This is a genomic window from Ekhidna sp. (assembly GCF_964218185.1).
Taxonomy (GTDB): Bacteria; Bacteroidota; Bacteroidia; order Cytophagales; family Cyclobacteriaceae; genus Ekhidna.
The window spans coordinates 103,200-127,284 of sequence record NZ_CAXPLV010000002.1; the positions used below are offsets into that span (position 1 = coordinate 103,200).

16 protein-coding genes are annotated in these 24,085 nt (G+C 38.9%); 7 read left to right on the top strand and 9 right to left on the bottom strand.

What is annotated here, in order from left to right:
- Nucleotides 1-31 precede the first annotated feature (31 nt).
- Nucleotides 32-2,764 carry a TonB-dependent receptor domain-containing protein gene (locus ACEQZT_RS02335; protein WP_370086838.1) on the top strand — a complete coding sequence of 911 codons (2,733 nt, stop codon included), beginning with the start codon at nt 32-34 and terminating at the stop codon, nt 2,762-2,764.
- 52 nt (nt 2,765-2,816) lie between these two features.
- Here the strand turns inward: ACEQZT_RS02335 and ACEQZT_RS02340 are convergent, their stop codons facing one another.
- Nucleotides 2,817-4,427: an ABC-F family ATP-binding cassette domain-containing protein gene (locus ACEQZT_RS02340; RefSeq protein ID WP_370086840.1), complete on the bottom strand. Its 1,611-nt coding sequence runs from the start codon at nt 4,425-4,427 to the stop codon at nt 2,817-2,819.
- Nucleotides 4,428-4,621: 194 nt separating this feature from the next.
- On the opposite strand from ACEQZT_RS02340, the gene ACEQZT_RS02345 reads away from it, so the two are divergent.
- Both ACEQZT_RS02345 and ACEQZT_RS02350 read left to right on the top strand, forming a co-directional pair.
- On the top strand, nt 4,622-8,038 hold the full coding sequence (locus tag ACEQZT_RS02345) for a PAS domain S-box protein (RefSeq protein ID WP_370086842.1): 3,417 nt from the start codon (nt 4,622-4,624) through the stop codon (nt 8,036-8,038).
- A 60-nt stretch (nt 8,039-8,098) separates the two neighbouring features.
- Nucleotides 8,099-8,566 carry a hypothetical protein gene (locus ACEQZT_RS02350; protein ID WP_372530121.1) on the top strand — a complete coding sequence of 156 codons (468 nt, stop codon included), beginning with the start codon at nt 8,099-8,101 and terminating at the stop codon, nt 8,564-8,566.
- A 1-nt stretch (nt 8,567) separates the two neighbouring features.
- Here ACEQZT_RS02350 and ACEQZT_RS02355 read toward each other — a convergent pair whose 3' ends face one another.
- From ACEQZT_RS02355 to ACEQZT_RS02370, 4 genes are all read right to left on the bottom strand, one after another.
- Nucleotides 8,568-9,449 (bottom strand): hypothetical protein, encoded by an 882-nt coding sequence (locus ACEQZT_RS02355; protein WP_370086846.1) that lies wholly within the window; start codon nt 9,447-9,449, stop codon nt 8,568-8,570.
- Between the two features lie 121 nt (nt 9,450-9,570).
- Nucleotides 9,571-9,966, bottom strand: coding sequence for a DUF1987 domain-containing protein (locus ACEQZT_RS02360; RefSeq protein WP_370086848.1), 396 nt, complete (start codon nt 9,964-9,966; stop codon nt 9,571-9,573).
- A 118-nt stretch (nt 9,967-10,084) separates the two neighbouring features.
- A complete protein-coding gene (locus tag ACEQZT_RS02365) occupies nt 10,085-10,597 on the bottom strand; it encodes a hypothetical protein (RefSeq protein ID WP_370086850.1) in 513 nt (170 codons plus the stop codon).
- A gap of 182 nt (nt 10,598-10,779) precedes the next feature.
- Nucleotides 10,780-11,196 (bottom strand): hypothetical protein, encoded by a 417-nt coding sequence (locus ACEQZT_RS02370; RefSeq protein WP_370086852.1) that lies wholly within the window; start codon nt 11,194-11,196, stop codon nt 10,780-10,782.
- Between the two features lie 146 nt (nt 11,197-11,342).
- Here ACEQZT_RS02370 and ACEQZT_RS02375 point away from each other — a divergent pair, with 146 nt between their 5' ends.
- From ACEQZT_RS02375 to ACEQZT_RS02390, 4 genes are all read left to right on the top strand, one after another.
- Nucleotides 11,343-11,984 carry a hypothetical protein gene (locus tag ACEQZT_RS02375; RefSeq protein ID WP_370086853.1) on the top strand — a complete coding sequence of 214 codons (642 nt, stop codon included), beginning with the start codon at nt 11,343-11,345 and terminating at the stop codon, nt 11,982-11,984.
- A 21-nt stretch (nt 11,985-12,005) separates the two neighbouring features.
- On the top strand, nt 12,006-12,395 hold the full coding sequence (locus tag ACEQZT_RS02380) for a response regulator (RefSeq protein ID WP_370086855.1): 390 nt from the start codon (nt 12,006-12,008) through the stop codon (nt 12,393-12,395).
- Between the two features lie 272 nt (nt 12,396-12,667).
- Nucleotides 12,668-15,772: a SusC/RagA family TonB-linked outer membrane protein gene (locus ACEQZT_RS02385; RefSeq protein ID WP_370086857.1), complete on the top strand. Its 3,105-nt coding sequence runs from the start codon at nt 12,668-12,670 to the stop codon at nt 15,770-15,772.
- Nucleotides 15,773-15,792: 20 nt separating this feature from the next.
- On the top strand, nt 15,793-17,442 hold the full coding sequence (locus ACEQZT_RS02390) for a RagB/SusD family nutrient uptake outer membrane protein (protein ID WP_370086859.1): 1,650 nt from the start codon (nt 15,793-15,795) through the stop codon (nt 17,440-17,442).
- Between the two features lie 132 nt (nt 17,443-17,574).
- On the opposite strand, the gene ACEQZT_RS02395 is transcribed toward ACEQZT_RS02390, so the two are convergent.
- Genes ACEQZT_RS02395 through ACEQZT_RS02410 form a run of 4 tightly spaced genes read right to left on the bottom strand, consistent with a single transcriptional unit; the run spans nt 17,575 to nt 23,784 of the window.
- Entirely contained in the window at nt 17,575-19,188 is a 1,614-nt protein-coding gene (locus tag ACEQZT_RS02395; protein WP_370086861.1) for a hypothetical protein, read from the bottom strand.
- Entirely contained in the window at nt 19,179-20,354 is a 1,176-nt protein-coding gene (locus tag ACEQZT_RS02400) for a DUF4249 domain-containing protein (RefSeq protein ID WP_370086862.1), read from the bottom strand. Before ACEQZT_RS02400 ends, ACEQZT_RS02395 begins: the two co-directional genes overlap by 10 nt.
- Nucleotides 20,355-20,362: 8 nt before the next feature.
- A complete protein-coding gene (locus tag ACEQZT_RS02405; RefSeq protein WP_370086864.1) occupies nt 20,363-23,113 on the bottom strand; it encodes a TonB-dependent receptor in 2,751 nt (916 codons plus the stop codon).
- Nucleotides 23,110-23,784 carry a hypothetical protein gene (locus tag ACEQZT_RS02410; protein ID WP_370086866.1) on the bottom strand — a complete coding sequence of 225 codons (675 nt, stop codon included), beginning with the start codon at nt 23,782-23,784 and terminating at the stop codon, nt 23,110-23,112. Before ACEQZT_RS02410 ends, ACEQZT_RS02405 begins: the two co-directional genes overlap by 4 nt.
- Between the last annotated feature and the right edge of the window lie 301 nt (nt 23,785-24,085).

Sequence of the window (24,085 nt, forward strand, 5' to 3'; positions counted from 1 at the left end):
AAGTAAACTTATTCTAACCAAAATTATGGACATGATCAAAAACCTAATTATTCCTTTACGGTATAGCCAATATTTCTTTTTGGCTCTTTCCCTAATGGCTGCACCAAGGGTGTTTGCGCAGGATTCAAGAACAATTCGTGGAACAGTTACTGATGCTGAAACAGGTGAAGCAATCATTGGGGCAACTGTGGTGATTCAGGGAACTACCTCTGGTGATGTGACCGACATTGAAGGTAACTTTCAATTAGAAGCAAAAACAGGAGATATTCTTGAAGTAAGCTATGTTGGCTATCAACGAATGACTGTTGGCGTTGTTGATAATCGCTCTAATTATCAAATTCAGTTAAATCCTTCAGCTGAACAATTATCTGAAATTGTGGTGGTTGGTAGCAGAAATCAAAATAGGACCGTCATAGACTCACCAGTGCCAATTGATGTAATTGATATTGCAGATTTAGCAGCTAATAGTGGTAAAGCTGAAATCAATCAAATTCTACAATATGCTGCTCCTTCGTTTAATGCAACCAAGCAATCAGGATCAGATGGAGCGGATCACATAGACCCGGCATCACTTAGAGGATTGGGACCTGATCAGACTCTTGTGCTCATCAATGGAAAGCGAAGACATCAGTCTTCTCTTGTGAATGTGTTTGGAACGAGAGGAAGGGGAAATTCAGGTACCGATTTAAATGCTATTCCCGCAAGTGCGATTAAAAGAATTGAGATTCTTAGAGATGGAGCATCGGCTCAATATGGTTCTGATGCCATTGCAGGCGTTATCAACATCGTGTTAAAGGACAATGATGAAGGTGTCACAGGTGGAATTACTTACGGTGCTTATAGCACGAATGTTGGAGCTGGATACGAAGATGCTACTGGTGAAACCATGTGGAATATTGAGGGGAAAAACAGACTGGATGGAGAGAACAAAAGCTTTGATGGAAACACAGTGAAGCTTGACATGAACTATGGTGTTTCCTTAGGAGAGAAGGGAGGCTTTGTCAATTTCACCACTGAGTTCCTTTCCAAAGAAAGAACCTTGCGCCCAGGTTTTGCCTGGAGAAAGGGCTATGGATCTGCGGCAGTTGATGGTTTCAACTTCATGGTAAATAGTGTACTCCCGATCAACGAGAATACTGAGTTTTATGCGTTTGGTGGTCGAAACTTCCGTCAAACAGATGCCTATGCCTTTTCGAGAGACAGCTTTGCTGATGGAGATAATCGATCTGTACCAAGCCTGTATCCTAATGGATTTACCCCGCACATCACCTCAGATATTACGGATGTGTCAGCATCTGCAGGTGTGCGTCACAGAATGGAAAATGGATGGAATGTAGATTTCAGCAATTCATTCGGTAAGAATAACTTCCACTACTACATCACAGGTACAAATAATGCTTCCATGAAAGCGGCTTCACCAACTGATTTTGATGCTGGAGGCCATAGCCTGGCCATGAATGTTACCAACCTTGATTTTAGCAAGTTCTACAAGGATTTTGCAGCTGGTTTTAACCTTGCCTATGGTATGGAGTATCGTACAGAGCGTTTCATGATCTTCTCAGGAGAGGAAGCTTCTTATGCATTGTATGATAATAATGGAATTGCAATCAGAAATCCTGCAGACCAAACACCTGCCACAGACACAAATGGTGATGACTTACCTGGCGGATCTCAAGGCTTTCCTGGGTACAGCCCAGACAATGAAGTAGATAGAAGCAGATCCAACCTAGGATTGTATTTGGATACTGAATTGAATTTGAGTGATGATTTTTTGATAGGAGCGGCACTACGTTTTGAGAAATACAGTGATTTTGGCGAAACCTTCAACTTCAAATTGGCATCACGATATAATATCAATGATGACTTTTCACTGAGAGGATCATTCTCAACCGGTTTCCGAGCTCCATCACTTGCTCAGATCCATTACAATTTGATATTTAACAATATAGTAGCAGGTGCATCTGTTCCTTCTTTACTTTCTGCAAATACGAGCACAGTAACTAAAGCCTTTGGTATTGGTCCATTGCAAGAAGAGACAGCTACAAACACTAGCATAGGTTTTACCTACAAAATGGATAATGGCTTCAATATTACAGTAGATGCCTATTCCATTGCTGTTGAAGACCGGATTGTGCTCACTGATAATTTTGATGCTTCTGGATTGGGACTGGGGGTAGATGCGGCGCAATTTTTTGCAAATGGTGTAGACACCAAGACCAAAGGGGTGGATATCGTACTTGGCTATACGTATGACATCAGTAATACAAGTCGACTGAATCTTGGTATTTCAGGTAATATCAATGATTTGACTATTGAGAAGATTAATAATGGTAGCTTGAATAGATTCACATTCTTTGGGCCTTTTTCTCAGGCTTATCTAAAGGCTGCAGCACCAGATTATAAGTTTGGGGCTAACATCGGGTACACTGTTTCAAAGCTGTCAGCAAATCTGTTTATCACACGATTTAGTGAAGTTGTGATTCAGGATTTCCAATGGGTGGATTCTCCCGCGACCACACAAGCTGAAGCAGACGCATTATTTCCAATAGCTACAGACACCTATGAGGCAGCTACAACTGTTGATTTTAGCATGACCTACTCATTCACTGATAATCTCAGATTGACGCTAGGGGGTAATAACATTTTCAATGTATATCCTACAGAGCAGTACGATGGCTGGACCGATCAGGGTAGTTTGTACGATTCTGTTCAGATGGGATCTGATGGAGCTTATTTCTTTGGAAGGATTGGATTCAACTTCTAAAAGTGAGGATAATCAAAACAAAAAAGCCGTTTCTTAGAAACGGCTTTTTTTATTACCCTGCCACTAAAGCCTTGCGCTTTTTCTCCAAAAATTCATCATAAGTACTTAGCGTATCGGTATATCCGTCAGGACGAATCTCAAGTACACGATTGGCCACAGTTTGAGTGAATGTGTGGTCATGTGAAGTGAACAAAATAGTACCAGGAAAATCTTTCAAGGAGTTATTGAGCGCTGTGATTGACTCAAGATCCAGGTGATTGGTAGGCTCATCCAGGATAAGGAGATTGGCACCCTGAAGCATCATGCGAGATAACATGCACCTTACTTTTTCACCCCCTGACAAAACACTGCACTTCTTCAATGTTTCCTGGCCCGAGAAAAGCATTTTGCCCAAAAATCCCCTAACATAAACTTCATCCTTCTCTTCTTCAGAAGAGGTGTACTGTCTCAACCAATCGATGAGGTTGTCGTCTGACTTAAAGTACTCCGAGTTATCGTTAGGTAAATAAGCGTGTGTAATGGTTTGACCAAATTTGAATGTACCGGAGCTTGCCTTTTGTTCATTCATTAGCACCTGAAAAAAAGTCGTTACAGCCAAGCTATCATCACTTACTACTGCTATTTTATCTCCCTTATTTACAAAAAGATCTACGTCTTTAAACAGATACTCTCCATTTATCTCTTTGCTCAGTTTATGGGTTTCCAGTATTTGATCTCCTGCAGTTCTGTTTTGTGTAAAAATGATTGCTGGGTATTTCCTGTTAGAAGGCTGAATGTCTTCAATATTAATTTTATCAAGAAGCTTCTTCCTACTGGTCGCCTGCTTAGACTTGGAAGCGTTGGCGCTAAATCGTGCAATAAATTCTTGAAGTTCCTTTTTCTTCTCCTCTGCCTTTTTGTTTGCCGAAGAACGCTGACTGAGCGCCAGCTGGCTTGATTCATACCAAAATGTATAGTTACCGGTAAATAGCTTAATCTGCCCAAAATCAATATCAGCTATGTGTGTGCAGACGGTATCCAAAAAGTGACGATCGTGAGAAACCACGATAAGCGTATTGTTAAACTCCAGGAGGTAATCTTCTAGCCATGATATGGTTTGGATATCAAGATCATTGGTAGGCTCATCTAGAATCAGAATGTCAGGGTTTCCAAACAACGCCTGAGCCAGAAGGACACGCACTTTTTCAGTTCCGTTTAGTTCTTTTACCAGCTTGTAATGATCCGCTTCCACAATTCCCAAGCCACTCAACAAGGCAGCCGCATCAGATTCAGCATTCCATCCATCCATATCTGCAAACTTGGCTTCCAAATCCGAAGCTCTGTTTCCATCTTCTTCTGAGAAATCAGGCTTGGCATAGATAGCGTCTTTCTCTTTCATGATGTCCCAAAGCTCTTTATGACCCATCATCACTGTATCGAGGACAGTCACTTCATCATACTCATGGTGATTTTGTTTCAGCACTGCCAACCTTTTACCCGGCTCTATTTTCACGCTACCCGAGTTAGGTACAATCTCACCGGATAGGATTTTTAGGAATGTAGATTTCCCGGCTCCATTGGCTCCAATTATGCCATAGCAATTGCCTGGTGTGAAATTGATGTTTACTTCATCGAAGAGTATTCTTTTGCCGTACTGTAGTGATACGTTTTCTGTAGAGATCATAAGTTCTAAAAATTGAGCCGCGAAGGTACAAAGAATGATGACGATAATGAAAGTGAGAATGTTCTAAAAACGTTCATGTTCAATTAAAGTCACTTCACCTCCAAAGTGGGTCATCCTACCGAATAAGCCGAGTTCTGGTAGCTCTAGAGTGGTAAATTGAGCTCGTATTCACTTATTATTAGAGCGTTGACCACATGAAACAGTCGAGTGAGGATTATTCAAACCCCAGGATTCGCAAACTAACCCTCAAGATAATTCTGATTTTTACCGTCGGGGTAGCAATGGTCATTTCCACAGTATACTTTGGTAACGAGAAGATAAACCGGTATGGTCAGACCAATCAATTACTGGGAGATGCCTTAGAAGATTGTCGAAATCAGCAATTTATCAGTCAGTATTTATTTAAAAGTGGCCTTATGCTTGCTGAAGATTCCGGCTTAAAGACCGATAGTCTACTGAATAGAATCGACTCAGCACTGGTTGAATTTAGGCAATCTCATGTGCGTATTCAGGAGGCAAATGAGCGTCTTAAAGCTACCAACACTGAATTATCAGGAACAGATGAAATTCTGAATAAGTTGGATCCATTGCTTACTGATTTAATCAGGAGTAGCTATGGTATACAAGAGGCTGGTGGATCAGTCGCATTCAAAGATGAAATCTTTAGGTATGAGGAAGACTTTATACCGTTGCTTAATGAGCTGACTAAGATTTACCGAAATACTACAGCTACTAACAATGCAAAGCTTGCGAAGGCAATTAATACACAATATTGGCTTATAGGAGCGGCAGTTTTTGCAGCAGCATTGATGGTATTCATCTTTTCATTAAGACATTTCAAAGACTATATCCGGAAAATGAATGATCGGGCCTTAAACGCCATTAATCTTCGAAAAAGATTCGAGAATTTGATTCATGGAACACAGGATATCGTTTATGAGCTAGACAGCAAGGGGAATTATATATATACCAATAAAGCGCTCGAAGCAATTACCGGATATTCACTCGATGATTTAAACAAAAAGCATTGGTTTGATTTTGTAGCAGAAGATTATCGTCAGGAAGTAATTGATTTCTATCAGGGTGTAGCAGATGCTAGACAAGTATCAAGTAATTATGAGTTTCCAGTAATTTCTTCTGATGGAAAAACCATCTGGTTATCCCAAAGTGTTGATTTTACATTTGATGAAAATGGTAATGTCATCAACTCATACAATGTAGCAAAGGATATAACCGAGCAAAAGCTGACGGCTCTGAAAGAAGAAAGATATAAAGAAGGACTTAAGCTCCTGAATGAGCTGAGCTCAAAATCCACCCTCAATATTGAAGAGCGAATTGTAGAAGGATTGAATCTGTGTTTGGACTATCTCAATTTGGATGTGGGTATCGTTAGTGAGATTTGGATGGATGAATATCAGGTGTTTGCATATGCTCCGGCTGATTGCGGTTTGGAAAAGGGGCAGAAGTTTTCGCTGGGAGATACCTATTGTGACATCACACTGGCTAGTAAAGGAAAGGTGTTCACAGTTGGTGAGATGTCTAGTTCAGTTCATAAGGATCATCCATGTTTCAAAAGCTTTAATTTAGAATCGTACATTGGTGCGGCATATCGGGTGGATGGGAAAATTGCCGGAACAGTCAATTTCACAAGTCCAGTTCCTAGACAAGATCCATTTTCAGATTTTGAAGTAGACTTCATTGCGCTCGTTAGCAGGTGGGTTGGTTCGCTGATGGAACTGAGAGCTAACCGTCAAAAGTTGCAGGAGGAACAAAATCTGTTAAAAACCTTTGTCTCCAATGCTCCAGCTGCTATAGCGATGCTGGATAAGCACATGAATTATATTTCAGCGAGTAAGCGGTGGTATAATGACCTTGGTGTTGAAGGAGATATAATTGGTAAATCTCATTATAAAGTATTTCCGGAGATTCCCAAAGAGTGGAAGGACATGCACACTCGTGCCTTAAAGGGTGAAATTGTAAAACCTGGGATAGAATGTTTTGAAAGAGCAGATGGTACTCACCAGTGGGTGCAAGGTGAAATTCACCCGTGGTTCACGGCAAAAGACAAGATAGGAGGCATCATCATTTTTACAAATGACCTAACTGATATCAAGCGGCAGGAAGTTGAACTTCTGCAGGCCAAAGAAGAAGCAGAAAGGGCAGGAAGAGTGAAAGAGCAATTCCTTTCTACAATGAGTCATGAGATCAGAACCCCTTTGAATTCAATTATTGGTGTGACCAATTTGCTGGAACTAGAGCATCCTGAACTTGCAGACAGCAACAGGCTGAAAATGCTCAAGTTTGGTAGCAACAATCTACTTTCTCTGATCAATGATATTCTTGATTTTCAAAAAATAGAATCAGGACATTTAGAGATTGTCCATGAAAATGTCAACCTAAAAGAGCTAGGTGAAAACATCATGTCTAGTTGGAGGGCAGTGCCAAACAGTGAGAATATTGAAATCCATTTGGATTATGCCAAAGAACTTAACTCTAACTATTTCTGTGATAGTGTTCGCTTAACTCAGATTCTTAACAACCTGATAAGCAATTCTTTAAAGTTTACAGATGAAGGAAAAGTAGAATTAAAAATTACGGTTCGTGAGGATGGGGATGTGCTGTTTAGTGTAATAGATAGTGGGATTGGTATACCAGAAGATAAGTTGGGAACCATCTTTGAATCCTTCAAGCAAGTCCATGATCAGAAAACCGTAAAAGCCGGCGGTACAGGTCTTGGGCTGTCAATTTGCAAGAAATTAGTAGAACTCATGGGAGGAGAATTGAAGGTGACCTCTGAAATAGGGGCTGGTACCAACTTCTTCTTTAACATCCCAATGGTGGCTGCTGAAGCAACGCAAGATTCCTCAAAACACATGATTCCAGAAGAGATTAATCTCGACATAAACATACTACTGGTAGAAGATAACATGGCTAATCAGGAGATAGCCAAGGCTTTCCTCTCCCGATGGGGGGTAAGGATAGAGGTGGCCAATAATGGACTTGAGGCTGTAGAAATGATTTTGAATAAATCTTATGATGTTGTCCTTATGGATTTACACATGCCACAGATGGACGGTTATGAGGCCACTGAAAAGATTAGAGCAATGAAAGGTAAGTACTTTAAAGACGTTCCAATCATAGCTCTAACGGCAAGTACACTGGCAGAGTCAAAATCAAAAATGCAGGCATGTGGGATGAACGATATTGTTTCCAAGCCATTCAATCCGGACGACTTATTGAACAAACTATTTAGCTATTCAAACAAAAAACGAGGAAATATGAATATCAGGACGAATAAAGCAAGCAATTCATTTGTCATGTTAAATGAGATCTTAGGAGGTGATCAGGAAAAGGTTTATCAGATTGTTGACATGACCATGACCTCAATCGAGAATAGCCTCGGAGAAGTGCATGACTCAATAAGATCAGAAGATGTCACCAAAGCTCACAACGCGTTCCATAAGATGAAGACAAATCTTGCGCATCTTGATTTGACTGAGCTCTCGGAAGCGGTTCCGAACTACAAGTCTAATGACTTTTGGAGCCAGATTCCAACCTTTCTAAGTTCTGTCGAAGAAGAGTTAGACTCGATCAAATCAAGCTTACATTGAACATCGACTAATTGCTGCTGAGCTCAATCATACCTACTTTTATACTCTATGAAGAGGGTAATGATCTGGTTCCTGCTGGTTTCCTTTGTAGCAGGCTGCAATGGTGCAAAGGTGGCAACCAATGCTACACAGCTTAGAAGTCTTAGGCTGAATTTTAAAAATTGCGGTGAGAAGCTAAGCTTTCGTGAAATCTCCATTCAAGTCCCCGAAGGTTATCAGCTTAGTAAAGAGATAGACACCCACGGTTTTTGCGAATACCAGTTGTCATTTGAAAATGATGGCGTGCTGTATATCTCCTCCAACATTTACACCGGCTCCTCCCTTAATTATGAAAATCGATTGAAAGCGGGGATTGAGACTTACTCTGATAACCGTAGCGTAAATGAACAAATTAAGGTTAAAGGCACCCAAGCTGACGGCAGATACTGGATGGAGCAAATTGAAGGGAATTATACGGTAGGTTATGTGAATGTCTTAGATACCACTTTCTTCTCCGGTTCGCTTCAAAACATTAAACTAATCGACTAACTCAATATCTGGCTGGAACAGGCAGGGGATAGGTAAAAGGCATGCCATCTGCTATAAGTGAGCTTCCACTGGTGAGCTCCTTTCTCAGTTGTCGATGCAAATCTTTTCTGATCATATTTTCATGAAACAACGCACGGATTTCGCGTGCCGGCATGATCTCACCATATGCATGCATGAGGCGATCATCTACCAGTCCAAAATTTGCATCATATGCATGCCCTAATTCATGCGCCAGGCATATCTTCTTTTGCTTGGGAGTCCAGCGTATTTCGGCACCACTTCCTATTTTATCAAAGGGCGCATACTCCACGATAAGTTTTTCACCTTCTATGACCTGAAACGCATAAGCATTATTATTCAGGACACCTAGCCTTCCATTTGGGAGAGGGAAAAGCGTATAGCTTCTGCTTGTTTTAGTCAGTGATAGTACAAATTTGTTTTCTGATTGTTGTAGTGTTTGAATGATGTTTTTAGCATATGGTGATCGCCTTTCCAGCATGCGAAGGGTCTTTACCGCTCTGTTTAGTGTTCGACCAAATAAGCGGGGCTTTATTTCTTTGAGTGTATTTTCATCTGCGAGGTAAATTGTTTCATTTTTATACAGATACTCGATCTGATTATACCTGATCCAAAAGCCACGCTCACCCTCGGGTCCTTCTTCACAGGACGCTGCATAGCTTTCCTTTCTTAGTAATTGAGCAGTGGGACCCAGGGGATTATGGAGATGTGAGTGAGGCAGCACTTCAAATCTGTCTGCCTGTAGCTTGTTGGGTTGATGCAGAATAGAATCGAGTATGTTTTTAAACTGGCAGTGGCCAGCTAAACATATATTCAGCATCATAACAAACATCAAGCCTTTCGGAAGGTTGGTGATTACATACATAGTCCTTTTGAGTTCTGAGAATTTTCAACGAGTTCTCAGTCACTGTGGGCTATGATCTGATAGATTATTTTGTGATTTTGTAAAAAAGAAGATAAAACTGTAGGTGTTTGATGATTGAGAATCAGGCTGTCTTTTGCTGATGCTCAGGATGATATTCAATAAACCTAAATGGTAGATCAAGCAAGTCGCTATAATCTTCTCCAGCTTCCAGCATATCCTCATCATCCTCATCGTAATACCATCGCACAGTTACTTCCTTCCCTTTGGTTTCCAATGATTTAAGCTCCTTGAGTAGATCGTAAATGCACTTGGATGAGCTTGTGTTGAAGTACTCCATTTTGATTCTGACATCCACCTTATCTACAGTGATATTACTTGAAATGGCTGCTCGGAGTGGTTCATAAAATTGAAGTGAGTTTTCTGGACTTGATCTTCCATACATCTTGAAAACTCCTCTGGCAGGATCGAGTAAAACAGCTGGAGTATTTCTAGTAGGATATATTTTGATTGGTTCCATTGGCGATTTTAAAACTTAAAGAGACTTACTTTTTTGTTAATTAGCGTTGATTTTAGTTGAAAATCCAAAATTGTTCGTTCAGTACTTCAAGTGTCCTGATGAACGGGAAACAACAGGTTTAGTTCAAATCCAGATGATGAATATGTTCATCGATGATGTCAATCCTGGTTGTAATACTCAGCACGTATTTGGCCATTTCCTTTTCTAATTTTTTCATCTCTTTGTAATATTCCGAGTCTTCCTTGGAGTAGTTCTCCTCAACCTCCGTAAACCCTTCACATTCTTCTTCCAGGAATTCCTTAAAACTAGCCGTGGTATAATCTGCCTCCAGTTCTATGATGTCTTTAAGTGTAGCCTCCGCTTCTTTATCTTTGGTATTCGCATACTTTCGTGTCACTATCCCATATAGGAGAGTATCGTAGTGGTGTATCTTATCAAGCAACTCAATTGTCGTTTCACGGTACTTTTCTGAAGTACAGTAATATTTTAGCCCAACATAGGTCTCAAGTTGAAGAGCTTGCTTGTCCCATTTAATTGTAAGGTCATCGACTATGGCAACAATATCTTCATCCTGGGCGGTGGCAGTAATGCTAACTATGCTTAACAGGGAAATGATAAATAGATGTTTCATGGGTGTGGTTAAGTTTTTTGATAAAGATATTTTATTCTCTATCTAAAGTCGAATAAACCAAACCGAGTTCATCGGATTAATTACATCGTAGACCGAAAAATATCGCTAAAGTATGGCGGCAAAGGCATGGTGATACCTAAAAAGGCCTCTGCAAAAGTGGAGCAGAGGCCTGAAAATGTTACTTATTCCTTCCCGGCGATCATTCCTATGATTCCTCCGGTGATTCCCATCATGATCATCCCCACTAATGGATCAACAAGTGTGGCAGTGAGGTTCATCATGTTGCTGGTGGCATACATGATCAGGTTAAATCCAATTCCCAGGATCAGTCCAATCAAGGCTCCAGCCTTAAACCCTGCCCCAAAAGAGTTGATTCCTTCCCATTTGCTGAATACAAATACAAGAAAGTAAGCCTGAAACACATTGCCCAAAACAAGTGCCCACCAGACCATGTCTGCTTCCTCACGCATCACGCCAATAGCAGATCCTGCATTTTGCTCATAGAAGCCCATCAGAAGCATTCCATAAAACACCCATCCCAATAGGAATAAGGAAACTGTGCCAGCTAGTGTGGCAATAACTCGGTTTTTTGCTGTCATAATTATTTAGGTTGGTCTATATAAATATACTTCATATTTCTTCAAACTATACACACCAGTCCTCTTTTGCATAATTTTCCCTATTTCAATATTTTCTATCATTATATTGCCATTTAGTTACCTTTAGTGAAAAGATAAGTACGTCAATGAACGAATATTCAAATCGAAGCAGCAAAACGGGAGTAGTTATTATCATCATAGCGATAGTGCTACTCGTTTCTGCAGGTGCCTGGTATGTGTTTAGTTTTAAGCCGGAGCAGGAGGCCAAAGAAAAAGCTCGTCTCGAAGAGATCGCAAAGGCTGAAGCCGAGAAAAAAAGGCAGGAACAAGCAGCTCAACGAAAAGCGAGGTATGACCAGTTGATTGTAGATGCAGATGAAGCATATGCACAGGAAAACTGGGAGTCAGCCCGGTCTTTGTATTCGGAGGCGTTATCACTTTACTCGAATCAGCAATATCCTCAAGATCAACTTGCAATCGTTAATAGCAAACTCGATGAAATAGCTGCCAGAGAAGCCAAGAAAGCAGCCGGAGTTGTGGAAACGGTCTCCTCACCGACAGGCAGGTTCTACCTGATCGTATCCAGTAGCATCGATGACGATCTGGCGATGGACTATGCCGGCAAGTTGGCTAAAGAGGGAAATGATGTAAAGCTCGTGGCTCACAATGCAAATGAGCTGCCATTCTATGGTGTATCATTGGGTGACTATGCAACCTGGGATGAGGCTGTAGCCGCCTCCGCGTCATTTAGCGGTTATGAAAATGGCGTTTGGGTGTTAAAATATTGATCAATAGTTTTTCCAAGAAGCATGCCCAAACGTATCGTCCTCATTGATGATGACAGCAACACAAATACGCTCAATAAGCTGATCATAGAGCGATCAAATCTGGTGGATGAGATCATCATTTTTCACTCACCAGTAGAAGCACTGGATTATTTCAACAAAAGATCTGATGATAAGAAAGGCTCATTGGTATTATTGGATATCAATATGCCTATAATGGATGGCTGGGAGTTTTTGAAGTACTACGCCTCACAAAACAAGAATGAAAAAGTTGACAATGTCGTCATGCTCACCTCATCCATAGATCGGGGAGATCAGAGGCTTGCAGAAGAGAATGAATTCGTTTCAGAAATGGTGTCTAAGCCATTGACACTTCGGATGATTAATGTACTGGTGAAGACTTATTTGAAGTGATTCCTAAAGGGAATGAATCATAGAAGTATTGATGATCAATTCTCTTTATCTAACTACACCCTAGGTTCTATCACCCTTACACTTTGGAGGCATTTATACTTTTCTTGTTGAGTTATCATTTGATAATATGCGCGACCATTAAAATTGAATGTTAACCATTGATAGATTTTATATGTCTGTTTCCTTGACTAATCTACTAAAAAGGTTGTTTCATTGAACGATTTTCGTTTCTTTTAATTGACTTAAATTAATTATTAACCAAAAAATAAAGTATGAAGAGGATAATACTTCTGAATTTTTTGGTTCTTTCCGCTGCATTTTTTGCTGTAGCGCAAAGAACTGTGTCTGGGAAGATTACCGATGATACCGGTGAGTCTTTACCAGGAGTGAATGTAGTGATTAAAGGCACTACTACAGGTACTACAACTGACCTTGATGGAAACTTTCGACTTCAAGTTAATGATGGGGATATTTTAGTATTCTCATTTGTCGGATTTGAATCTCAAGAGGTTAGTGTTGGTACAAGAACAACAATTGATGTGACATTGGGTGGTGTAACCGAATTAGACGAAGTGGTTGTAACTGCCTACGGTACCTCAACAAAAAGAGAATTTACCGGTGCAGCACAAACTGTAGATTCTAGGCAGCTTGTAAATAGACAAGTGACCAGTCCACTAGCTGCAATAGAGGGAAATGTTTCAGGGGTGCAGTTTACATCTCCTGCCGGCCCGGGAGCTTCTCCTGGTATCGTGATTAGGGGAGTTGGGACATTGAATGGTACTACGGCTCCTTTGTTTATAGTTGATGGTGTTCAATATAATGCACCATTAAATACTTTGAATCAGGATGATATTGAGTCATTTACTGTTTTAAAAGATGCTGCATCAACTGCACTTTATGGCTCAAGAGCTGCTAACGGCGTTGTGATCATCACTACGAAGAAAGGAAGTAAGGGTGAAATAAAGGTGAATGCTTCATCACAAATTGGCCGGGTGTCCCGTGGTGTACCTTTCTACGATCAGGTTACACCAGGACAATATTATGAGACATATTGGGAGGCACTCAGGAATACAAGTGCTGCAGGAGGTGATCCAGCTTATGCATCTGCAAACATTTACAATCAATTAGGATACAACCCGTTCAATGTTCCAAATGACCAAATTGTTGGTGTAGATGGAAATATAAATCCTAATGCTCAGGTTATATACCAGAGCTTGGATTGGTTCGAAGAATTACAGAGAACAGGCATTAGATCCAATAACAATGTTAATGTTTCGGCAGGTGGTGAAGATCACTCTGTTTTTTTCTCAGTATCACACCTCTCAGATGAAAGCTATGTGATTAAATCTGGCTTTGATAGGTTGTCAGCGCGCTTAGGTACTGAATTCGATATAAAGGATCGTTTTAAAGTAGGAGGTTCTGCTAACATTGCTCTAACAGAGACAAGAGGGCCAAGTTCAGCAGGTACAGGAAGCATTGTAAATCCTTTCGGATTTTCACAAAATATGGGTGCCATTTACCCAGTATATGTAAATGATAGAGATGGAAACATTGTAAGAGACGCAGAAGGGAACCCTGTTTGGGATAATGGAGAAGGATATCCAGAATATGGAATAGGCTCTAGACCTAGAAATCAGGGACGTCATGCCATTCAGGAACTAACATTGAACAATGAAGGTGATAATGATAATACCTATGGCTTTAGAGCTTTTGGAGATGTGAAGATCATTGATGGCCTTAATTTAAGATTAACATATGGTGGTGATTTCACTGATTTTAATGAAAGTGAATATGAAAACCCTGTGATTGGTGATGCCCAACCGACAGCTAGGCTTAGTCAAACAAGGTTACGTCAAACCACTACAACTTTTAATCAAGTTTTAACTTACAATAAAGACTTTGGAAATCATACAATTGACCTAACAGCGGGACATGAAAGTGTGGAATGGGAGCGATCTTTCATAACAGGACTAGCAACGAATGAAACAGCAGGTGGAATTTATGAATTCGCAAATTTTTCAAACATTGTAAATCTGAACGGAGATACTCAAGAGAGAGGTCTCGAGAGTTATTTTTTCCGTGCTAATTATGATTTCAGCAATAAATATTTTCTAAGTTTTTCAGTAAGGAGAGATGGTTCTTCTGCTTTCTCTGATGGTTTTAGATGGGGAACCTTTCCTTCCGTAGGAGCTTCTTGGTTACTTGATCAGGAATCATTTGTACAAAATATACCTCAGATAAGCCAACTGAAATTGCGAGCGTCTTACGGCCAGGTAGGACAAGATAACCTTGGGCTAAATAACTGGTTCATATCTCAAGCGCTTTTCCAGATTACCTCTAATGCCGCAAATCCTGCTCTTTTAATTTCTTCGTTTGGTAATAATGCATTGCAATGGGAAACCTCTGAGACCTACGATGTTGCACTTGATTTTGGCATTTTCGATGATATATTAGAAGGTTCTGTAGAATATTATCAAAGAAATGTGACGGATTTATTGGTACAACTCCCAATTGCCCCAAGTAACGGAATAAATGAAGTGCCAGCCAATGCCGCTACGATGGTTAACAAAGGCTTGGAGGTATCATTAACTGGTAATATCATAAGAAATGAGGATTGGAAATGGAGCATGACGCTACTTGGAAGTACATTTAAGAACGAGATTACTGAAATACCTACCCCGTTTGTTGATGGCAGCAAGCGTTGGGATGATGGACGATCCAGATTTGATTTCTTCTTATACAATACAGCAGGCGTGGATCCAGAAACTGGAGATCAATTGTACTATATGTATGAGTCTGATGGCACCCCAATATTAGACGAGAATGGAATGCACCAAGATACTACTGATTGGGCAGTAGCTCAAAGAGGTTATACGGGCGATTCAGCTGTTCCTGATTTTCTTGGGTCTATTTCCAATAGTGTTAGTTACAAGGGTTTTGATTTTAATTTCCTAATTACTTTTGGAGTAGGCGGTGCAGTACTTGACAATGCCTATGCAGGTCTAATGCTTTCAAGTGACTATGGACGTGCATTACATCCAGACATCCTAAATGCGTGGAGACAGCCTGGAGACATTACAGATGTACCAAGATTAGAAATTGGCAATCAAGATTTGGTTCAGACACAATCAGATCGATTCATCACTGATGCTTCTTTCTGGGCTATTAGAAATGCTAGCTTAGGTTATAATTTTAGCCCTGCCATACTAGACAAGTTGGGCTTAAATAGCTTGAGAGTTTCTGTTATTGGAGAGAATCTATTTCTTAAGAGTAAAAGAGACGGGCTAGATCCTCAATATAATTTGGCAGGTACAGCACCTGGTGATGATTTTGTCCCTGGTAGAATTGTATCCCTTGGGTTGAATTTGTCATTTTAATTCATTTAAAATATTTGATTATGTCATATAAATTAAAAACTTCACTTTTGGTGTTTTTTATATTTCTGTTATCCTCTTGTAAAGAGGATTTTCTGGAAAGAACACCGACAGATGCGATATCTGCTACTGATGCATTAGCAAGTGTGGAAAACATGCAGCTTGTCCTTAATGGAATGCATAGAGGTATGTATTCTCAATCTCAGACTGTATTTCCTGGAGGGAACACTGCTGTTGCAAATGACCACTGGTATGTGCCTCAGGGAGACAATTTAACAGGTATTCTCATTCATTCAGCCAACGCAAATAACTTAGGGTGGCGGGATAATATGCAGTGGAATGGTCATACTATACCAACTATACTGAGTAATGAGATCATGTGGTATCACCGTTATAATATTATCGCTCATGCAAATCTTTTGATTAATGGTATTGCTGAAAGTGGCTTTACAGAGACTCCTGAGCTCAATGAAATATTAGGTCAGGCGCATACGTACAGGGCTTTTGCATACCTGTCATTGGTACAACATTTTGCTCGTGGCTACATAATTGGTAATCCAGCTTCAGATCCGGGAGTTCCTATACTTTTTGCTACAGAATCACCCTTTACAAGTGAACCAAGATCTTCTGTACAAGAGGTCTATGATCAGATTGAAGCTGATCTAGATGCAGCTATTGCGGCTTTTGGAGCAGGTACAGGTAGAACTGGAAGTGGCGAAGAGGCCAAGTCGCAACTGAATATTAATGTAGCACATGGCCTAAAGGCACGTATGGCTTTATCTATGGGTGATTGGGCTACTGCTGCTTCTGAAGCTATAGCTGCTCGAGCCGGATTCCCTTTGATGGACGAAACTGCATGGCTTTCTGGATTTAATTCAAATCTTTTATCAGAGGTTATTTGGGGAAGCCACGTTATAGACGCAGAAACTACATTCTTCCGTTCATATTTTTATCTTGCAAGCAATACTTTTAATGGTAGTAAAATTAGAAATAACCCGAAGATTGCTGACCGTAGAATGGTAGAGGCAATTCCCGCTACTGACTTTAGAGCCCAAGTTTTTGAACCGGATGCTCCAAATACCAATACCTCTGCAGCAAACGGTGAAGGTGGATGGGAAAACAACACCAATCCTGCATACACTACAGAGGCGGAGTTTGATGCTGCTGAGGCTGCTATAAAGGCTAAATATGGTCTGACTTCCGGCCATAACACACATCCTTATCAGGCATTCAAATTAAAGCAGGCAAACCCTGGAACAATTGATCCTGACGATATTATCTACATGAGAAGTGCAGAAATGTATTTAATCGAAGCAGAAGCAGAAGCAATGCAAGGGAATATTGTTCCGGCGCAAAATGCTCTTCAAGCTTTAGTTGGTACACGTGATACGGGATTTGATGCTACTACATTAACAACGCAAAATGATTTGATGGATGAAATCAAGTTTCAATGGCACTTGGAAATGTGGGGCGAAGGTTTCGGTTATACTAACTATATACGCTGGGATGACCCTATTGATCATGCGGCCAATGGTGGTTCAGGAGCTTCTGCAGTGTTATATCAGGATGCCTATCAAGTGGAAAGGCCCTCCCTTAATGATGACTGGATTTTCAAGATCCCACAAGCTGAGATCGATGCTAATCCTAACCTAACTGGAGATGATCAGAATTAATTAAGTCTATATAAGAAAAAAAGGCCATCATTCAGATGGCCTTTTTTTGTGCTTGCTAAACAAGCTGGCTCTTTGAGCAAGAATTACTTCTACATTACTTTAAAGTTCTACTGTGATATAAAGAAGGTCTCTTTACTTTATAGTCTTTGAGACTTGAAAGTATTTGGCTAGGTTAATAGGACTCCCAGATTCAGATATTCCAGTAATGGAAATTTTATAAAGTCCGTCAAGTCGAGGAGTAGAGAAGTCAATTATCAATTGACCATCATTATGTCTACGAATCGGCTCCCAGTAAATATTAGGGTCATAAAGCGGGAGATTGCTATTTATCTTTAAGGTATTGATACTTGCTTTATAAGGTTGATAATCTGTAAACTGTCTACTCTTAGCAAAGGAACTTAAATCTGATTTTTTCTTCCCTGATGTAGTCTGAATGGAAATAATACCTTTATATACAATGTCTTGGACAAAGTAATATTTTGGGATTACTTCTATTTTTTCAATGTCATTTGGTGATTGATTAAATATACTCTCTGGGCTAACCTTCAACCCATCCAATAAAATAAGTGGGGGTTTATCCAAAGACTCCATGCCAGGAGGTATTTCACATCTAACATTCATTTTGTAATTGCTTTCTGACTTTGAAACACCCACATATGGTATTAATTCAATAAATGTGTCCCTAATAGTTGCAAATCGCTTATAGTCCGATAGGCGATATACCTTGGCATATGGTTCTGTGAAAACATCTATATTAGTTGATTTATCATTTTCCAAATTAGCATAAGCTATTTTGATCTGACTATTGACACTTCTATCGACTAACTCAAATACACTTGAAGAATCTAGAATAGACACAACAGATGTATCTAAAGGGTCATGGTTTTCATAAAACTCATCTAAAATGATTATTTGCTGAATGGAATCACCCTCCACTTGAATTTGCACTTCACTTTCATTAGCTGACAATTCAGGATTATAGCTCATCCAAAATCTACCATATGTATCTGTTTTTGTTGTGGACACTTGCATAAAATCACCCTTTATTGTCATGTTTACTCTAAGTTGATCCACATTTCCCAATAATTTCATTACAACACCTTGAACTAGGCCATATCGATATTCTGGTAGCACATCAAATGTTGACATATTTACAGCAGGATTCTCAAGAGTTATTTCATTTGGAAAATAGAGTCTTTCTACCTTGTTGACTGCAATCGATAATGTTGAGGATTCTAAATGACCTAAATCCATAGATACATTTTTTAGTTGACCATAAGTATCTATATCAGATTTGATATTCTTCGAATTTTTTAATGGGTTTCCTGATATTAACTCATTTAAAGTTATTCCCATATACGGGTTTAAAACCAAGATTTTTTGCTCAAAGAATGACTGATAATTTTTCATCCATCGTGTATAGGCTTTAATTCGATAGGTGTTAGACCTCCAAGCTGGATCAATATACAATTGACCAGCTCCTCTACCTTCTCTTAAACCAATTTTAGTTTTGTAGACAGAACTCCCACTTTCATCAACTAACTCTAAGTATAAAATACTGCTGAGACTACTTAATCTCTTCGAGGTATTGCTGTAGATAAATGCTGAAAAATAAAGTGTCTCCCCAACTAGAATATTAGTCGTATTTACGCTAAGATGAACTTCTTCTTGATAGTCTTTTACTTGCCCTTTAAGATTAAATAGGGCAATTGCACATGAGAGATATAATACACTTCTTAATTCCAAAATATAGGTTTTGTCAAAGACCCCAAGGCTCTACAATCAGCACACACTTCTGGAACTATCAATGTCTCAGTATTGTATGTCGTGCCAGGAACTATGCCATCAGTAGGAGCAAAATTGTAGATAAGTCTACCGTTAAAAGAAATATTTCCATTAAGTATTTCAACTGTCCGAACAGTATCTATTGAATTCTTACAAGACTGTAAAATCTCCTTTGGGATATAGCCATCTTCTTTCCAAGATCCTGCTTCAAAGATTCTAAATTCCTCAGATATCCCGGATACTTCAAAATATCCAAGTACAGGTTCTGATAAGTTATTAATGTTCATAATATTGCCTATCAGTGGTCCCTTTTGTCTGTCAAAAAAAGATCCGCCAGATTCATTATTTTCCTTAAGATCTTTATAATACTGATAAGCGCTAGAAGAAATTCTGTTGGCTATGACATTTAATGAATATCTTCCAATCAGATTTGGCTCATCTTCCGTAATAAATCGCACGGGAAATTCTCGCAACTCATTATTTATTTGCCCACCGGTGCTAGCAATCAATAGGTTGTTGGATTGCTCATTTATGTAACATAGTCTCAATGATTGACTTCTTCTTTCAATGGTGCGTGTGGATGGGTAGTATTCATACTGGGAGGGATATGGAACCATAATCTCATAATCTTCTTGATACTCTAGCCTATAACTAGAGCTCTCACTATTTCCTCCTACGATATCAACCAAAAATTGAACACCTTCATCAAAGCCACCACTAGATTCTGATCTTAATGAAAGGTATCGTCCATAGATGGCTGAGATTTTTGCTGGTTCTAGTAATTCCTCTTCTTTTGATTCATATTCATCCCCATCAGGAGTCTGAATGAAGATTTTATATTTTCTTCCAACTATACCAGCAAACGAAGGTTCAGGTTGATATGTACCTAAACTCGTTTCATTGAACTCTATATTATTACCCATATCATCTGATAACCGCACTAATGCGCCACTGAGTAATTCCGGGTGAGAATTAACTAATGAATAAGAATACTCCAATCGAACACTTTGCCTACCCGGTATATTTGTAACAATAGCATCCACCACTAGCGCTCTACGCTGGTCATGCATCTGAATATCATGTGGTTGGATACAAGATGGAAGCGTAACAATTAGGATTATGGCCAAATATTTTATCAAAATCTAAAATTATATGTGATAGTTGGAATAGGAGTGGGGAATATGCTTAACTCATATCCTTTTATTTCGTTTCCATCTACTTCAAAGAATATTGAGTAAATATTGTCTCTCCCTAAAATGTTATAAATCGAAAACGTCCAAGAGGAATGAGTGAATTTCTTAAGCTTGTGGCTTGCATTAATATTTATGCCTAAATCGATCCGGAAGTAATTGGGAATTCTAAACTTGTTTCTATTGGAGTAAAGTATGTTTTCTGAGTTTTTAAAATTCCATTTTCCCACGGGGTACGTAATCGGAATACCGCTGGAATAAACTACGTTAAGTGTCGCGGTGAGTCTTCTCGTAAATTTATAATTTGTAACCGAGTTCAGGTAATGTGGTTTGTCATAGCCAGTAGGAAAAAATACACCTCCGTTCACAATCTCGGTAGGGTTGTTGCCATCTAAGCGAATAAAAGATCTGGAATAAGTATAATTCAACCATCCATTCAGCCATCCGGTAGACTTTGACAAGGAAAGCTCAATCCCGTATGATCGTCCATCTCCTTGTAGAAGGTCTGTTTCTATTGTAGGATTAAACTGTAGCTCAGCTCCGGTTTTAAAGTCAAGAAGGTTGCTTATGTCTTTATAGTAAGCTTCCACTGATGTTTCTAAAAGATGTTTTCCAAAGAAATTCTTGAAATATCCAACAGATACTTGATCTGCAATCTGCGGCTTGATAAAAGGACTAGATAGTCTCCATACGTCGGTTGGAGCAATTGAAGCTGCATTGAGAAGCAAATGAGTGTTTTGTCTAGTCCTGTTGTAGCTCATCTTAACTGAGCTTCCCGCGCCAGTCAAATATCTTCCCTGGATTCGAAATTCAGGACCATGATTGCTGTGTAACACCTCTTTTTTGTCAAAACGTCTAGAGCCGACAATTGTAGAAGGTTGCTTTGGTTCTCCTTCTAAATAGATATTTATTTCGGTTGGACCAAAAGAATTGAAAATTGAATACCTGATTCCTGCATCAAGGGCAAATTTTTCTGTTATGTTGTAAGAAGCAGAAATGTAAGGAGCTAATTCCAGAGCTCTCTCTACATCTATACTTTGTTCTTCCACTAATGAACTAGGCCCTTTGGGTGTTTTTTCTCCCGGGCTGAGGGTATATGCTTTTGACTCAAGACCAAATTTATAATTCAAATCTTCACTGATATTATAGTCAAACTTTATCGCAGATCTAAATTCATTTATAAAAAGATTAACATTAAATGCCTGTGTAGGCAATAAATCGTAGCTGGATAGATAATTGAAATGGCTGTTTGAAATCTCAAGAATACCAAACAGGTTATCATTAAAAATATGTTTCCAATTTGCTCCTACTATTTTGTTCTCATATGAGAAATCACTGAAAGAAAGAAGGGTGTCTGATTTGATTTTGAAGGCGTCATAGCTGTAATAACCCATCAATGAAAATTCATCCTTTTCACTAAGTTTAGTGGTAGTTTTCGTCATAAAATCGTAAAACGAGACTTTATTATTACCAATGGATGAATCTTTAAATCTATCTAACATGTATTGAGAATATGTGCCCCTTCCATTAATTAAAAAACTAGTTTTAATTTTTTCAATTGGCCCCTCTAATTGCAATTGTGAAGTAACTAAGCCAATACCTCCATCAAGCTCCATACCTTCATCGTTAGGTTTTTTAGTCTTTATATCAAAAACAGAAGAAAGCCTGCCGCCGTATTCTGCTGGAATTCCATTTTTATAGAGCGACAATCCTCCAATACTTCTTGAATTAAATGCAGAGAAGAACCCAAAGAAATGATTCGTGGTAAAAACGGTGTTGTTGTCTATTAGAAACAAGTTCTGATCAGCTTTGCCGCCTCTTATGTTAATTCCAGCAGAACCTTCGCCCACATTTTGCACCCCTGCCGTAGAAATAGCAACCTTAATAATATCTTTCTCTCCAAGAAAAGCAGGCAATACCGATATTTTCTGAGGATCAATATTGGTCATTCCCATTTGAATGGAACTGAAATTCTTTTCCCTTTGAGCACTTACAATAACCTCCTCAAGAGCCACCACATCTACCCTAAGATTTACTTCAAGTTCACCGCTAGAATATACATTGAGCTTTCGCTTTGTGTCAATGGTTGAAATGGACTGAAAGTTTAGTTCATTGATACCATTTGGTAAAACAATATTGAATTGTCCTTGCTCGTCAGTTATAGTGCTTACAAATGGCTCAACATTAAAAATATAAACACCCTCAATGGGTCCATCCTCAGAAATCACCCTGCCTCTAACTGTACTGTTTTCTCCTTTTTTATATTTTTTGATATCACCAATTAGGTGCATTTTATTTTCTGGATTTTCATCAACTGAATTATTCTGGAGTACAAAATTTTCTAAATAACCAACGTCTGTATTTATTCCTATTTCTCCTTTTTGTACGATAGGGGTAATAATCTTTGTATTGAAAAGTAAAATGACATCATTACCTTTTAAATGATATGTGAGAGGTGTATCCTTTAGAAGTAGTTCAATGAATTGATCGATGGGTAATTCTGTTTTTACATTATCCTTATGAATTTGAAGATTAGAAACCCATTCAGATTTATAAAAGAAGTTGATATTTTCATTGTCAGTATTGAATTGATCTAATGCATCTATCAATGAAGTGCTATCGCTCGTGACCTGCTCATTCTGTCCAAGACAAGATAAAGTGACTGTTATGCAGAATATGTTGAACGCGTATCTCATTCTTCTTTTACTAAAGAGTCACAATAGGATAAAATCAATTGAAGCCTATTCTCTTTATCATCCTTAAAGATGAAATGGTTTTCTTTTAGAAAATTGCGTATCTGCTTCTTAAAATCGGGAAATATCTTATACAAGGAAGAAATGCGCTTATAATTAGTTAGCGAATTCTTATACTTTATCCAGTATTTCCTTTGTTCCTCATACTCATAGTCAAAACCCTGAAGACTTCCCGTCTTAGTAACTTTAGAGTAGCAGATTATATGCTTTCCATGCATCATCTTTCTGTAAAAGCCTTGATCACCAATTTTTGCATGTCTATAGTTCAGAAATTTATGATCATGAATCGTGAAAGAATCTATTTTACTTTGATTGATTAATAATGATTTCAGCCCGTTTTTGCTCATTTCTGAACTCCAGACTAAAAGTTGATCTGAAGATACATTGTAAGTAAGGTTCATATTTTGATATAGGCGCCCCTCATACGTCATACTACCATTATAGTCCCAGACTTCTTCATAGAATGGGTTTTGATCTGGAGTTATCATTTGATCTTCTTGGATATAGAAATAAACTCCTTTCAAAACTGGCGTATTGATATTATTTGCAATTGAGCTATACCATGAATCCAAATCACCGCCAATAGTAGGAAGACTATTAAAATCTTGCGCCACACCTAAATTGAAAATGAGGGCAATGATTATAAATAAAAACTCTTTTAGGCTTTTAATGATTAGCAGTTTTGTTAAACCTAAGCTACTATCTAACTTCTGGTATTTTCGATAATTGGATTTAATTTATTTAACTGGAAAAACCATGGACACTAATGGTAAAAACCTAGTGTAGAATACCGAAAATTAAATTCCTAATTCCAGCATTTCCTAATGAAATGCCTTGCATTTGGTGGGAGTACTAAGTGACTTTATCCATTTCTTTCGTCCAATGGGTATAACCTTACACATGTGATAAAGGCAG

What these genes read in the sequence shown, in the direction of transcription:
- ACEQZT_RS02335 (WP_370086838.1), top strand. Translation starts at nt 32, where the DNA reads ATGATCAAAAACCTAATTATTCCTTTACGGTATAGCCAATATTTCTTT.
- ACEQZT_RS02340 (WP_370086840.1), bottom strand. Translation starts at nt 4,427, where the DNA reads ATGATCTCTACAGAAAACGTATCACTACAGTACGGCAAAAGAATACTC.
- ACEQZT_RS02345 (WP_370086842.1), top strand. Translation starts at nt 4,622, where the DNA reads ATGAAACAGTCGAGTGAGGATTATTCAAACCCCAGGATTCGCAAACTA.
- ACEQZT_RS02350 (WP_372530121.1), top strand. Translation starts at nt 8,099, where the DNA reads ATGATCTGGTTCCTGCTGGTTTCCTTTGTAGCAGGCTGCAATGGTGCA.
- ACEQZT_RS02355 (WP_370086846.1), bottom strand. Translation starts at nt 9,449, where the DNA reads ATGTATGTAATCACCAACCTTCCGAAAGGCTTGATGTTTGTTATGATG.
- ACEQZT_RS02360 (WP_370086848.1), bottom strand. Translation starts at nt 9,966, where the DNA reads ATGGAACCAATCAAAATATATCCTACTAGAAATACTCCAGCTGTTTTA.
- ACEQZT_RS02365 (WP_370086850.1), bottom strand. Translation starts at nt 10,597, where the DNA reads ATGAAACATCTATTTATCATTTCCCTGTTAAGCATAGTTAGCATTACT.
- ACEQZT_RS02370 (WP_370086852.1), bottom strand. Translation starts at nt 11,196, where the DNA reads ATGACAGCAAAAAACCGAGTTATTGCCACACTAGCTGGCACAGTTTCC.
- ACEQZT_RS02375 (WP_370086853.1), top strand. Translation starts at nt 11,343, where the DNA reads ATGAACGAATATTCAAATCGAAGCAGCAAAACGGGAGTAGTTATTATC.
- ACEQZT_RS02380 (WP_370086855.1), top strand. Translation starts at nt 12,006, where the DNA reads ATGCCCAAACGTATCGTCCTCATTGATGATGACAGCAACACAAATACG.
- ACEQZT_RS02385 (WP_370086857.1), top strand. Translation starts at nt 12,668, where the DNA reads ATGAAGAGGATAATACTTCTGAATTTTTTGGTTCTTTCCGCTGCATTT.
- ACEQZT_RS02390 (WP_370086859.1), top strand. Translation starts at nt 15,793, where the DNA reads ATGTCATATAAATTAAAAACTTCACTTTTGGTGTTTTTTATATTTCTG.
- ACEQZT_RS02405 (WP_370086864.1), bottom strand. Translation starts at nt 23,113, where the DNA reads ATGAGATACGCGTTCAACATATTCTGCATAACAGTCACTTTATCTTGT.